Origin of the sequence: Glutamicibacter sp. FBE19, from assembly GCF_015524875.1 — a bacterium.
Classification (GTDB): Bacteria; Actinomycetota; Actinomycetes; order Actinomycetales; family Micrococcaceae; genus Glutamicibacter; species Glutamicibacter halophytocola.
Map to the genome: position 1 here is coordinate 154,588 of NZ_JACKQN010000005.1, position 13,672 is coordinate 168,259.

Annotated in this window: 9 protein-coding genes; 5 read left to right on the forward strand and 4 right to left on the reverse strand. The window is 61.1% G+C overall.

What is annotated here, in order from left to right; genetic code table 11:
* Positions 1-505 precede the first annotated feature (505 nt).
* Complete coding sequence (locus H6F58_RS10525; protein ID WP_146274895.1) at positions 506-1,507, forward strand: exonuclease domain-containing protein; 1,002 nt, start codon at positions 506-508, stop codon at positions 1,505-1,507.
* A 70-nt stretch (positions 1,508-1,577) separates the two neighbouring features.
* Here the strand turns inward: H6F58_RS10525 and H6F58_RS10530 are convergent, their stop codons facing one another.
* Positions 1,578-2,516, reverse strand: coding sequence for an ADP-ribosylglycohydrolase family protein (locus H6F58_RS10530; protein WP_171919266.1), 939 nt, complete (start codon positions 2,514-2,516; stop codon positions 1,578-1,580).
* Positions 2,517-2,567: 51 nt separating this feature from the next.
* Between H6F58_RS10530 and H6F58_RS10535 the strand changes: the two genes are divergently transcribed.
* The 3 genes from H6F58_RS10535 (at position 2,568) to H6F58_RS10545 (ending at position 8,171) form a co-directional block, all read left to right on the forward strand.
* Complete coding sequence (locus tag H6F58_RS10535) at positions 2,568-3,734, forward strand: exonuclease SbcCD subunit D (RefSeq protein ID WP_195181724.1); 1,167 nt, start codon at positions 2,568-2,570, stop codon at positions 3,732-3,734.
* Positions 3,731-6,784, forward strand: coding sequence for an SMC family ATPase (locus H6F58_RS18420; protein ID WP_146274898.1), 3,054 nt, complete (start codon positions 3,731-3,733; stop codon positions 6,782-6,784). Before H6F58_RS10535 ends, H6F58_RS18420 begins: the two co-directional genes overlap by 4 nt.
* 157 nt (positions 6,785-6,941) lie before the next feature.
* On the forward strand, positions 6,942-8,171 hold the full coding sequence (locus H6F58_RS10545) for an MFS transporter (protein ID WP_075972580.1): 1,230 nt from the start codon (positions 6,942-6,944) through the stop codon (positions 8,169-8,171).
* 91 nt (positions 8,172-8,262) lie between these two features.
* On the opposite strand, the gene H6F58_RS10550 is transcribed toward H6F58_RS10545, so the two are convergent.
* The gene (locus H6F58_RS10550; protein ID WP_060701324.1) at positions 8,263-8,958 is read right to left on the reverse strand and encodes a helix-turn-helix domain-containing protein; all 696 of its coding nucleotides are present in this window, start codon (positions 8,956-8,958) and stop codon (positions 8,263-8,265) included.
* Between the two features lie 266 nt (positions 8,959-9,224).
* Between H6F58_RS10550 and H6F58_RS10555 the strand changes: the two genes are divergently transcribed.
* Positions 9,225-10,565: an MFS transporter gene (locus tag H6F58_RS10555; protein WP_146274900.1), complete on the forward strand. Its 1,341-nt coding sequence runs from the start codon at positions 9,225-9,227 to the stop codon at positions 10,563-10,565.
* A gap of 125 nt (positions 10,566-10,690) precedes the next feature.
* Here H6F58_RS10555 and H6F58_RS10560 read toward each other — a convergent pair whose 3' ends face one another.
* The gene (locus tag H6F58_RS10560) at positions 10,691-11,704 is read right to left on the reverse strand and encodes a LacI family DNA-binding transcriptional regulator (RefSeq protein ID WP_146274901.1); all 1,014 of its coding nucleotides are present in this window, start codon (positions 11,702-11,704) and stop codon (positions 10,691-10,693) included.
* A gap of 114 nt (positions 11,705-11,818) precedes the next feature.
* The gene (locus tag H6F58_RS10565) at positions 11,819-13,507 is read right to left on the reverse strand and encodes a glycoside hydrolase family 13 protein (protein WP_146274902.1); all 1,689 of its coding nucleotides are present in this window, start codon (positions 13,505-13,507) and stop codon (positions 11,819-11,821) included.
* Positions 13,508-13,672 lie beyond the last annotated feature (165 nt).

The following is a 13,672-nucleotide window of genomic DNA, read 5'->3' on the forward strand; positions in this document are numbered from 1 at the left end:
CCACCGAAGATTCCGCGGAATGCCAAAGCTGCGCGGCAGCGCGATGAACTGGGTGGATCAGCGATCATGTGCCGGCAGCGCAACAGGGCCGCGCGCGGGCCAAGAAGAACTGGCTTTGCACCTGCGGCTTTCTCGGAGTCCCGGGCATCCTTCCCTGTCGGGAAGCAAGCTGGATCGACGGGTCGCGGTGCCCAGCGAAGGCGATGCCGTCCCGGTAGGAGTTAAGCCTCGTAGCTACCGGGACCAGGGGCAGTATTACGGGGGTATGTTCACTGCCCGGCGATGGCCAGCCTGCGAAACCACCTGCTGTTGCTGGTTGGGCGGGGTGTGAGATGCCTTGCGCCGAAAGCGCTGGACCGGCGCTGATCGCTGGAGATTTCGCCAGGTCAAGGCGAAGTTGGCGCACTAGCCATTCGGTAATTGAACGAACTTTGCCGGGTATTGCTTATGCGCAACCCGAGCCGCCAATGCTGATGATTTGGCGAGAGAGAGTAAGCTGTTGGGCGTGGCATTGGACTTCACAGCAGTAGATTTTGAGACAGCAAACGGTTTTATCGGCTCCGCCTGTTCGGTGGGCCTGGTCAAAGTACGTTCCGGAAAAATCGTTGAAACCGAGCAGTGGCTCATGAAGCCGCCGGCAGGTTTTGACCACTTCGACCCCCGCAATGTGTCGATCCACCACATCACCCCGGACATGGTCATCGACTCGCCACGAGTCACGCAGAAGCTTCCGGAGTTGCTGGATTTCATCGGCCCGGATGTGCTGGTGGCCCACAATTCTTCTTTTGACTCCGGCGTGATTCGTGCCGCCTCGGAGGCCAGCGAAATCCCGGTTCCGGAAATTGCCCATCTGTGCACCGTGAAGCTCTCCCGCAAGGCCTACGACCTGCCCAGCTACTCCCTGCCTTTTGTGGCCGAAGAAGCCGGGCATCCCATCGAGAACCACCACGAAGCGCTCGCCGACTCCACCGCTTGCGCGTGGGCCATGATCGATATGGCTGAACGCAGCGGTTTGGATTCCCTTTTGGAAACGGCAGACCACTATGGCGTGCGCCTGGGGCTCACCTCGGCGTGGCAACCGGGCGACGAATACTCGCGCGCTACCCGCGACGCCCAGGGATGGCTCGCCTCCGGCCACCCGCTGCCGCCACAGGACGCGTTCAATAACTGGCCTCAGGAAGGGCCGAACCCGTCGCCAAATCTCCAAGCGGATCCGGGGCATCCGCTCTACGGGCAGATCATGGTCTTCACCGGCAATCTGGCCCTGCCGCGTCCGCAAGCCAAGGAACTTGCCGCCGAACACGGTGCGCAGACCGCATCGCGGGTGACCCGCGCAACCACTGCCCTGGTTGTCGGCGACGGATTTGTACCGCAGGACCTGGCCAACGGCCGGTTGACCAACAAGGCCAAGCACGTTTTGCGCCTGCGCGAAAAGGGCCAGAAGGTCACGATCATTTCCGAAGGCGAATTCATGCAAATGGTTGGCGGCTTCGGGCTGACCGCATAGCTCCAGCATGAAAAACGGCGATGGCCGGCTCATCAGAGCCGGCCATCGCCGTGATTTGCAAGGTCTTGCGCTAGACGAGCAGGGCCATCCAGCGGTCATGCAATTCCGAGATGATGTCATCCAGCGCGCTGGCTGGACGTTCGCCAACAGCTTCGGTGCCATAGACGGCCGCCAGCAAGGCCACCGCGTAGGCATCAACCTCGGGGTCCCGATCCTCCGGCTCCGACACGACTGGCTCAGGAGCAGCCGAGACGTCGGACTCGGCCGGTTCTGCCTCGGTGTTCTCGCCAAAGTACGCGTTGTAGGCATCTTCTGGCGACAGCGAAATATTTTCGCGGATTTTGGATACCGCCGTGCGCAAGGCTTCGGCCGATGGGCCTTCAAGCCCAGCCAGCAGGCCGTCCCACTCGCTGGCCGACTCCTCGGAGCGTTCCATGGCCGAGCGAATGATCTTTGCTGCGGCTATGGCAGTTTTGGCTGCTTGGGCATCGTGGGTCAAGAAGGCGGCTGAACGAGCCAGGGTTTCCGTAGTGCCCAGCGGCACGCGGGCCAGCAGCGCGGTGATCGCAGCGCGGGGCAGAACCCCGGTGGAGTCGGCATCGGCGCCTGTCGGGCGGCCTGGCTGTCCCATATCGGCGCTGTTCAACCCGGAGATATTCTGCGGATCGCCGTCAGCGATTTTCTCGAAGATCTCCACCTTGGGAAATTCCTTGTCGATCCAGCGGCCCAGTGGTTCGGGCGCGCCGGCGGGGAAAGTCCCGGTGAGTTTCTTGTAGCTGCGCAGCGCGGCAAGCCACATGCAGGCTGCCTCGTCGCTGGCAACGCCATCACGAGCCCACTCCAACGCTTCCAGCAGGCCGTCGGCCAGATAGAGGGGGAGGATTTCGGTGGCGCCGGGGTCGATGTCGTCACGGGCGTGGGTTGCGCCGTCGGCTAGGCCGAGGAGGATCGCAAACACCTTGTCTGAGTAGTTCTCTGGCAGGAGTGCAGATTCACCGGTTTCATTCACAGCTCCATTCTAATGTCCAAGTTGTCCCCGACATTGCATATGGTTGGAAATATGCGATTGCTACACACCTCCGATTGGCATTTGGGCCGGACCTTCCACGGTGCGTCCCTGATTGACGCGCAGCGCAGCGTGCTCCAGGAAATCATCGATGTCACGGCCAACCAGCAGGTTGATGTGGTGCTGATCGCCGGTGATATCTACGACCGCGCCCTGCCCCACGTTGATGCCGTCCAACTGTGCAACTGGGCGCTGTCCGAATTGCGGGCAACCGGCGCCACCGTAGTGATCACCAGTGGCAACCATGATTCGGCCTCCCGTTTGGGCTTTGGCGCTGAGCTGCTGGATAGTGCCGGGGTGCACATCATCGCGGATCTTGACCGCATGCTCTCTCCGGTGGTGTGCGATGCAGAGGATCACCAGGTGGCCATCTACGGCATTCCCTACCTGGAACCGCGCATGGTGATGGAGCGCCTGGGCGCGGCCAAAGCCAGCCACGAATCGGTGGTGCAGGCAGCAATCGGTGAAATCGACGAGCACCTCGCGACGCTGAACAATGGGCAGAAGCCCATTGTTCCCGTGGCCATGGCGCACCTGTTCGCGGCCGGCGGCATTGGCAGCGACTCCGAGCGCGAGCTGAGCACCGGAAACCTGGATGTGGTTCCGGTCGAGCTGTTCGAGCACTTTGGCTATGCCGCCTTGGGCCACTTGCATGGTCGCCAAAAAGTACGGGACCACGTGCGCTATTCAGGCTCGCCGTTGGCCTATTCCTTCTCCGAAGTGAACCAGACCAAGGGCATGTGGCTGATTGACACCACCGCGCAAGGCATCGGCTCAGTCCAGGAAATCCTGGTTTCGGTTCCGAAGAAATTGGCGGTTCTCAAGGGCCGGCTGGCTGATCTGCTCAACGACCCGGAACTGGAATATGCCATCGAAGCCTGGTGCCAGATCACGCTCACCGATCCCGAGCGCCCGGCCGAGGCGATGAACGCCCTGCGCACGCGCTTCCCCGACACCGTGGTGCTGAATTTTGCTCCCGAAGGCGGCGAAAAAGCATCCCAGACCTCCAGCTATACCCAGCGGATGGCCAAGGCGACCAGCACCGAAGAGGTGGTGGGCGACTTCCTGGAACACGTGCGTGAACGGGCGGCGGATGAAGCCGAACGAGACGTTATCACCGAAGTGATCCGAGCCACCCGGGAAGCGCAGGTCAGCCAGTGAGAATTCATCATCTCCGGATCCAGGCATTTGGCCCCTTCGCCGGAAGCGAGCACATCGACTTTGACGAGCTCGCCGAGGGCGGCCTCTTTCTCCTGGACGGGCCCACCGGCGCAGGAAAATCCAGCATCCTCGATGCGATTTGCTATGCCCTGTACGGCACGTTGCCCGGAAGCCGCACCGGCAGCCGGCAAATTCGATCCGATCATGCGCCTGCCGACCTGGCTCCAGAAGTGCTCTGCGAGCTGACCATTGGCGATCGCCGCTTCGAAGTGACCCGCTCGCCTGCGTGGATGCGCCCGTCAAAGCGGGGCAAGAACAAAACCACCGAGCAAAAGGCGTCCAGCTTGCTGCGGGAGTTCACCCCTGATGGGTGGAAGGAACTCTCGACCCGCAATGACGAGGTTGGACATGTGCTGGGCAGTCTCTTGGGGCTTGATCGCGAACAGTTCACCAAAGTGGTCATGCTGCCTCAAGGCGGGTTTGCGGATTTCCTGAGGGCGAAGGCCAAAGACCGCGAGGATCTTCTGGCCAATCTTTTCGATACGAGTGACTACGCGCGAATCGAAGAAGAATTTTCCTTGCGTCTTTCCGAAGAACGCAAGAAAACCGAGAGCCTCGAAGCCCGTCTGAGCGCATCCGAAGAGGCCATTCACGCCGAAGCGCGAACCTTCCTGGCCGGCCGCGAGCCTTTGCGCGAACCGGGAGAGCAAGAAGAAGCGGTCCTGGCTTCTCCCGACGATTATTTTGCGGATTATCGGGCCCGCATTGGCCAGATTCACCGGCTGGCCGAAGCTGAAGCCCAAAGGCTGCGGACACAGAGAACACGCACAGGCGATCATGCGCGTGCGCTGGAAGAACGCCGGCGCGTATTTGCCCGGCTTGGCGAACTGCAGACGCTGCAGAGCCGCTATGGGCAGGGCCATGGCGCAGCAGTGAGTGCCAGCAGCAAGCTGGAGAAAGACGCCCAGGCTGTGGCAGTGCGCGCCTATCTTGCGCAGGCCAACGGTGCTCGGGCCGCCTTGCAGCAATCCACATTCGACTGGGAACAACAGCAGCTGTGGCTAAGCCAGGCTGTCAGCATGGCCTGTGAACCGGATGCATCGGGCCTGGACAGGCTGCGCCAGGAAAGCACTGATGTTGCCGAGGAATTGGCCATAGCGAAGTCTGCATTGGCAGAAGAGAAACGTCGAGTCTCCCTTGCCAAGGATGTGTCCAAGGCAGAACAGGACGCGGCAACGCATGAGAAGGCCCGTGACCAGGCAGAGGTCGAGGTCGCACAATTGAAAACTGAACGCGAAAAATTGGAGAGCGAAGATCTGGACCAGGCCGGGGCTGGTGAAAACCTGCAGCGAGCCAAGGAACGCCAGCAGCTGGCTGAAACGCAAATTGCCCATGCGCTGACCCGTGATGACCTGGAAAAGAAAGTCCTTGCGGCCCGCGAACATTCAATCGCACAAGAGTTGAAGATTGTCGACGCTGAAAAAAGCTTGTTGGCTCTGCGCACCGAGCAGCTAGGACAAAGCGCGCTGCGCCTGGCAGCCGCGCTGGAGGAGGGGCAGCCTTGCCTGGTGTGCGGTTCAGCGGAGCATCCTGCCCCGGCGCAAGCAGATGCTGATGCCGCCTTGATCGACGACCAGCAGATCCAGATCTCCGAGGAACTGGTGGCCTCTGCCCGTGCGGAAGGACAAAAGGCCGCCCAGGCGCGGGACACGCTGGCTGCCAAATTGGAAACGGCGCAGGTCTCCGCGGGCGAACAAAGCGTGGCGCAATTGCGCGAGGAGCTGGGCTCGGCGCAACTCCAGCTGGAACTGGCACGCAAGCAGCAAGCCGAGATCTCTGCCCGCGTGGCAAAGCTCGACCAGCTTCGCGCACGGATCGAGCAGCGTACGGCTCGCGCAGCCCAAGCCACCCTCGAGCATTCCACGGCGCGGAACAACGCCCAGTCGCTGGCTGCCCAGCTGGAACAGCTAGACGCGAAGCTGGAAGAGCTGCGTGCTGGCAAGGAAAGCCTGTCCGAGCAGGTCCGCGGGCTCCAGGGGAAATCCGAAGGGCTGGCCGCTTCCGTGCAGGCCTTACGCCAGCTGCTCGAAGCCCGGCAAGCGTTGAACGAGGCCGAATCTGCGTGGGATAGGGAACGGAGAGAAGCCGGCTTTGAAACCATTGGCGACTTTGAAGCCGCAGTGCTGGAGGGCGAAGAACGCGAGAGGCTGAAGCAGCTGCAACGGGCGGATGCAGATCTTGCCAGCGCCATTGCAACCCTCGAAAAGTCCGAAGACTGCCGTGCGGCCCGGGACCTGGAAGTCAAGGGCGTCCAGGCTCCGAACGATGATGAAATTCTCCAATCGCGTGCCCTGGCCGCGGCTGCAGAGGAACAGTATGAAGCGGCCCGCGAACAGCTGGTTCTGGCGGCAACGTGCTTGGAACGCCACGAGGAATCGGTTGGTCAGCTGCAGCGCCTTCGGGCAGATGCGGGTCCGGTGATCGAAGCCTACCGGCGCTTGCGCGGGCTGGCTGAAGTGATCCGTGGCGGGGGAGAGAACCTCTACAAGATGACGCTCAGCACCTATGTCTTGGCTGCCCGGCTGGAGGAAGTAGCCATTGCCGCCACCGAGAGGCTGGATGCGATGTCCGGTGGCCGCTATTCGCTGCATCATGATGATTCCAAGCAAGGGAATTCAAAGTCCGGATTGGGGCTGCGGGTTTTGGACTCGTGGACCGGAAAGTACCGGGAAACCCAAACGCTGTCCGGCGGCGAGACGTTCATGGCATCTTTGGCTTTGGCTCTGGGCTTGGCAGATGTGATTTCCCATCACTCGGGCGCGGTGGACATGCAAACCCTCTTTGTTGATGAGGGCTTTGGCTCCCTGGATGCCGAGACCCTGGAAGAAGTGATGCAAGCGCTGGAGAACTTGCGCGCGGGCGGACGAACTATCGGCCTGGTATCCCACGTTGCCGAGATGAAGCAACGCATCACCAACCGGGTGTCCGTGCTCAAGACCCAGCACGGCTCGACCATCCAGCGTGATAGCCTGCTGGGCACTGGCCAATAGGATTGGACTTGCCGCTTGCTGGTAGCTATCTTGAAGGTAGTGCCATCAGGCATGTCTGGGAATTTGTGCGTCGGGGGGTGTGGGACGGCGCACGCTTCGTTATGGAGTTTTGTTGACTCAGTATGCGTTGTCGAAAGAAAAACGCGAGGAATCGGCGATGAAATCCGGTTACTCTGCGCTTGTTCCCTTGGTCGGAGCCCCGTTCCTGCCACTGACTTTCCTGGCCCGCCTTCCTTTGGCGATGCTGACCATCGGGTCGATGACCCTGGTCACCGCCACCACCGGATCCTACGCCTTGGGCGGACTTGCCGCGGCCATGGTTGGCCTTGGTTCTGCCGTAGGCGGACCCAGCATTGGGTATCTTGCCGACCGTTTCGGGCAGCGCCCCATCCTGGTCGCCGTCGCCTTGATCCACAGCATCTTGCTGGTTTTGCTGACCCTTTTGGGAAATAGCGGCCCGGACCTATCGGTGCCCCTGCTGGTCGCCATGTGCCTGGTCACCGGTGCTACCGGGCCCCAGGTCGGACCGATGTCGCGCGTGCGCTGGATTGCCATGACCCGACAGCAGAAGAAGAATCCGAAGGTCCTGTCTGCTGCCTTGAGCCTGGAATCCATGTTTGATGAATTGGGATTCGTTTTTGGCCCAGTGGCGGTGGGTCTGCTGGCTTCGCTGGTGAACCCGGTGCTGCCGTTGTATCTGGCGGCAATCATGACCTTGGTATTGGTCCCGATTTTTGCCACCCACTCCACCGGTCGCGCGGTCAAGCCGGTCGCGGCCACCGCGACCACCGAGAAGGCGCGGATCACTGGCGCCCAGGTCGCTTCGATCAGCGCGCTGGTGTTGGGCATGATCGCACTGGGCACGGTCTTTGGCTCGTCGGCCGCTGGAACTTTGGCCTTCGCCGGAGACCAGGGAAATTCGAATGAAGGCGGTCTGCTCTACGGTGCCATGGGCTTGTCCAGCGCCATCGCGGCCATCTCGGTAGCTGCATGGCCACAGTACTTCCGGCAGATCAACCGCTGGATTCTCTGCGGGGCACTATTGACCATCTTGAGCTTCGGGCTTCACATGGCTACGACAACGCCTTGGATGATCGTGGCACTGTTTGTTGCTGGTTTTGCTGTGGGGCCGGTAATCGTCACCGTCATGACCTTGGGCGGAGAAGTCGCGCCGGCCTCCCGTTTGTCCACGGTGATGACGATGCTCTCGGCTGGCATCGTCGTGGGCACGGCAATCGGCAACGGCTTGGCCGGAGTCTTTGCCGAGTCGCTGGGCTACTTGGGCGCGTTTTGGGTATCCACCGGTGGCGCGGCAGTCATCTTCCTCGCGGCGCTGGCGATGAAGGTGATCGTCGCCAAGTCGCCGACGCTCTCCAGGGTTCGCTAAGGCACCTGCAGGCAGCTAGCAGTTAAGGGAAACCCGCAGCGGATCCAACTCGGATCCGCTGCGGGTTTCCTTTTTTAACAAGGCGTCGCTGCTAGTGGGCCAGCTTCTGGCTGATCCGTCCAGCTGACAGCTTCAGCGCTTCGATCACCGGCTGGTATGAGTCCACGGTGCTTGTCGCGAAGACGACCGCGAGGGCTGCAGGAGCTTGCCCAGGCTGCTCGATGGGCACGGCCAGCGAGGTGACGCCTTGGATGACTTCGTTCTCGCTCATGGCATAGCCGTCGAGCCGTGCTTGCGCTGCGGCATCGCGATAGGCAACTAAGGTGTCCATCGCTTCCCAGGCTTCCTTGCTGTAGCTCGATTGGATAGCAATGCCCGCGGCGCCCACGTCCATGCCGTGAACCGAACCGGGGCGATGGACGATGGCGCGCTGCGAGTTCAGTGGCGACACGGACTGCAATGTCGTGCACAGGTCGTATTCCCACACAGCGACGAATGCTGTCATCGAGAGTTGATTGGCCAGCGTTGTGAGTTCTGCGGTTGCTGTAGCCTGCAAGTCGTGCTGAACGGAGCGGGCCAGTGCTGCCAGGCCTGATGCTGGGCGAATGTGGCCTGCGGCGTCGCGATTGAGCAGGTGGTGTTGTTCGAGCGTGCGGATGATTCGATACGCAATTGAACGATGGACCTCAAGCTTCTCGGCAATTTCGGCAATCGACAGGTGTACCGGGGAGTCGGCGACCATTTCGAGGACGCGGATTCCGCGGGAAAGGGTCTGGGAAGTAGGCATGGAACTTCAATCTGGCGCGTGGCATTTGATTAATGCTCGTCAGCGCCCTCGCGGTGAGCCTTGCGACTGCTGAATAGTTGCTTTAACCGCAATTTTAGTCGTTCTCTATTAGAACACCGAATTCTCTTCGGGTGCAGGTTGCGGTTTTCGGTTCTGGCATTGGCCAAGCAGCTCCCGGTGTTGTGATCTGGTTCACTCTCAGATTATGATAGTGAGAACAATATACCGTCCGAACGGTCGGTAAAGTAACGGGCAAAGGGCAACTCATGTCATCTACAGTCACTCGCACCCAGGAAGAGCGCCGGGTACTTGCCGGAACTCTCGTGGGAACCACCATTGAGTGGTATGACTTCTTCATCTTCGCGCAGCTCACGGCCACCTTGCTGGCACCGCTGTTTCTCGCGCCGCTGGGGGAGTCGAATCCAGGACTAGCTCAGATCCTCTCCTTCGCGATGATCGGCATCTCCTTCTTCTTCCGTCCCCTGGGCGCCATCGTGGCAGGCCATCTCGGCGACCGGTATGGGCGCAAGAAGATCCTGGTCCTGACCCTGATCTTGATGGGTGCCGCCACGGCGCTCATCGGCGTTCTTCCCACCTACGCCTCGATCGGCATTGCGGCGCCCATCCTGCTGGTGCTGCTTCGAGTCATCCAGGGCTTCTCGGCTGGCGGCGAATGGGGCGGCGCAGCATTGATGGCAGTAGAGCACGCGCCAACGAGCCGTCGTGGCTACTTTGGCGCCTACCCGCAGATCGGTGTGCCGATCGGCATGATCCTGGCTACGGGACTGCTCTACATTCTTCGTGTATCCATGTCGCCAGAAGCATTCGGCGCCTGGGGCTGGCGCATTCCGTTCTTGCTCTCGATTTTGCTGATCCTCGTGGGCTACATGATCCGTCGTGCAGTAGAGGAATCGCCGGTCTTCAAGCAGCTGGCCTTGCGCAAGGCCGCAGAGCACACGCCACTGCGCGAACTGATGGCCAAGCACTCAAAGCAGGTATTGCAGGCGGCGCTGATCTTCATTTCCAACAATGCTGCCGGCTACCTGGTGATCGCGTTCTTCATTTCCTACACCACCGCAGTCCTGAAGATGCCGGTGGCGCCTGTGCTGCTGGCGACCACCATCGGTTCGGTAGGCTGGCTGATCTTCACCCTCGTCGGTGGATGGCTTTCGGATCTGATTGGACGCCGTACAACCTTTGTTATCGGCTACGCGATAGTCTTCGTATGGATGATCCCGATGTTCATGCTGGTTGATACCGGGAATATCGTTCTCTACGCGGTGGCGATCTTCGTGCTGACCGTGGGCCTGGGATTGTCCTACGGTCCGCAGTCGGCCATGTACGCAGAGATGTTCCCGGCCCACGTGCGCTACTCCGGCATTTCGATCGGCTATGCCATTGGCGCCATTCTCGGCGGCGCCTTCGCTGCGACGGTGGCGCAGATTCTGCTGGAATCCACTGGGGCATCGATTTCGATCGCCATCTACATCATGGTGCTGACGATTATTTCGGTGGCCGCCGTGTTCTGGGTGGGCGAGACCCGAGGACGGAATCTGCACGTTGAAGAAGTTGAAGGAAGCTCCGAAGACTTGAGGACTTCCCACTAAAAAGCAATACAGGAGCATCCTGCCCGCGCCGTTGACCGGATTCGAATGATCCGGCCAACGGCGCGGGCAGCTTTTTAAGCCTGGGCACGGTGCTGAAGGCGAGGTCTCGCTGTGAAGCGGGCAGTCTAGGACGCGTCGAGGGGGCGCGTGGTGGACGAACGGACCACCAGGCGGTGGTCAACCGTGTGCGCATGCGCAGGCTCCTCGCCGCGGATGGCCCGCAGCAGCATGGCAACAGCCAACTCGCCTTGTTCATGAGGCCGTTGCTCTATGGTGGTCAAGCCGAACATTTCCGACAGGTCGTGGTTATCCACGCCAATGACCGAAAGGTCGCGGGGGACTTGCAACCCAAGATCGCGGGCCGCGAGAATCGCGCCAATGGCCATCTCGTCGCTGGCGGCCATGAGAGCGGTGGGTCGCGCAATCGGGGCGCCCAATAATTGCTTGGCCGCCGCATAGGCCTGCGGCATGGTGAAGTCGGCGCCAACGCAGAGCTTGTCATCAATTTCGATGCCGGCCTGATCCAGCGCCTGCTCGTATCCGGTGCGCCGACGGCTTGGAACGCGGAAATCCACGTCGGTTTCCTCGTTCCCGCCAATAAACCCGATGCGCCGGTGCCCCAGGGAAATCAGGTGCTGGGTCGCGAGCGCAGAGATTCCTTCATCGTCAACATGCAGCGTGGGCACGCCAGGCAGCGGGCCGCCGACTCCCACCAGGGGCTTATCCAGTGCATGCAATGCCTGGACTTCCTCGGAATTCAGCTCAACATTGACCGCGATGACAGCATCGACTCGCTGGCGCAGGAGGAAGTCGGAAAAGACTTTTTCGCGCTGGATGCGATCCTTCGTCAACTGGTAGAGCGTGGTGTCGTAGCCCTCGTCCATGAGCGTGCTGGAAATGCCTTCCAGGACGCTGGCATAGAACCAGTGGTTGATCACCGGGACCAGAACGCCGATATTCCGGGTGCGGCCCGAGGCCAGCCCGGAGGCGGAGGATGAAACGACGTATCCCAGCTCGGCCGCAGCGCGTTGCACCGCTTCCTGGGCGGTGGTTGACACCGATCCCCGCCCGGACAGGGCGCGGGAGACAGTTGCCACCGAGACTCCGGCAGCTTGGGCGACATCTTTGATCCCGGCCACAATACGTCCTTCCTTCAAGTTCGTGGCCGCGATATGCGTGAAAGTGCATTCAGCACAGCGCGGCCACTGTTCAACGATACCCGGTGTCCTTGACGCCGGGACTGATTGCCTTGGCTATGCCAGCAAGAACCACATGGTGGTTTCGGCGGGAATCATCCCCGGGGCGGTGCTGTCCCGGGGCTGGCTGCGAACCAGTTCCTGGGAGTCCTGCACGAGCGGCGGGAGCGCAAGCGGCGCGGCTCCAAAGTTGGCAACGACCAGCACCTTTCCATTGCGGAAGGCCAGCAGATCCGGCTGGTCTCCGGGCACCCACTCAAGGCCGCCGGTGCCCAGACCGTGGTCCTTGCGCAGCTGGAGCAGCCGGCGGTAGAGGTTCAATGTCGAATCTGGATCATCTGCCTGCAGATCGCGGGCATAGGGAGCCCACGAGGCTGGCTGCGGAAGCCAGCTTTTGCCGCTGTCGCTGAAACCAAAGGACGGGGCATCGCCCTTCCACGGCAGGGGGACCCGGCACCCGTCGCGGCCGTAGCGCTCGCCATTGGTGCGGAACCATGTGGGGTCCTGGCGGGCATCATCGGGCAGATCCACGGCCTCGGGCAATCCGAGCTCCTCGCCCTGGTAAAGGTACGCGCCGCCCGGAAGAGCGAGCATGAGCGCAGTCGAGGATCGGGCCCGGCGCAGCCCGGTGGCCGGATCGGGAAGGTTCGGGGTCTTGGGTCCGATCCCTTCGCCCTGGGGGTTCTCGTCGGTCAGCGCCAAACGGGTGGCATGGCGCACGACGTCGTGGTTGGACAAGACCCACGTGCTCGGTGCCCCAACCGCGCCAAACTCGTGCAGTGACTCATCGATGGTTTCCCGCAGCTGCTGCGCATCGTAGTCGCAAGAGAGGTATGGGAAGTTGAAGGCCTGGTGCATTTCATCATTGCGAACCCATTTGGCCATCAACGACAGCGGGTTAACCCAGGCTTCTGCGCACAAGACGCGGTCGCCTTCGTATTCATCGATCACCTGGCGCCATTCGCGATAGATCTCGTGCACTCCGTCCTGGCCCCACCATGGGGCGAGTTCTTCGGTGCCGCCCATCGAGGCGCCAGCCGGATCCGGGGTGAAATCGGGAAGCCCCTCGGCCTTGATCAGCCCGTGGGCCACGTCTACACGGAACCCGTCGGTGCCGCGGTCTAGCCAGAAGCGCAAGACGTCGCGGAACATCGCGCGCACGTCCTCGTTTTTCCAGTTGAAATCGGGCTGCGATGAATCGAAGATGTGCAGGTACGACTGGCCCGCGCTGCCGTCCGGGTTGGTGGTTGGCGTCCACATCGGCCCGCCGAAGACCGACTCCCAATTATTGGGGTGGCCCTGCTGCACAGGATCCTTGAAAATAAACCGCTCACGCTCCGGGGAACCGGGGGCCGCGGCAAGGGCAGCTTGGAACCAGGGATGCTGGTCCGAGCAGTGGTTGGGCACCAGGTCGATAATGACTTTCAGCCCTAATTCGTGGGCTCGGGCAACCATCTCATCAAAGTCCGCAAGCGTGCCAAAGAGCGGGTCGACATCGCAGTAGTCAGCGACGTCGTAGCCTGCATCCTTCTGCGGAGAAGTGAAAAACGGTGAAAGCCAAATAGCATCAACGGATAGCTGGGCGATGCTCTCCAGATGCTGGGTAATGCCACGCAGATCGCCCATGCCATCGGCATTGGAATCAGCAAATGAGCGTGGGTAGATCTGGTAGATCACCGACGAGCGCCACCATTGGGAATCTTCGGATTGCAAGGGGTTATCTGCTTCTGCGCGAGTTTGAGTCATGCCCGTAACGATAATCGAAGCGCGCCAGAATGTAAACGCTTGCAATATTAGTTTAGGAGTCGGAATGCGCACGGGAGCCCAGAACCGCAGTCCGTTGTCCATAAGACTGATTTTATCCGCCGCCTTGCCAACCCTGGTGATATGTGCCACTCTGGAAACGCTTAC

Coding starts and splice junctions, on each gene's coding strand:
- H6F58_RS10550 (WP_060701324.1), bottom strand. CDS start 8,958: ATGCCTACTTCCCAGACCCTTTCCCGCGGAATCCGCGTCCTCGAAATG.
- H6F58_RS10555 (WP_146274900.1), top strand. CDS start 9,225: ATGTCATCTACAGTCACTCGCACCCAGGAAGAGCGCCGGGTACTTGCC.
- H6F58_RS10565 (WP_146274902.1), bottom strand. CDS start 13,507: ATGACTCAAACTCGCGCAGAAGCAGATAACCCCTTGCAATCCGAAGAT.
- H6F58_RS10535 (WP_195181724.1), top strand. CDS start 2,568: ATGCGATTGCTACACACCTCCGATTGGCATTTGGGCCGGACCTTCCAC.
- H6F58_RS10545 (WP_075972580.1), top strand. CDS start 6,942: ATGAAATCCGGTTACTCTGCGCTTGTTCCCTTGGTCGGAGCCCCGTTC.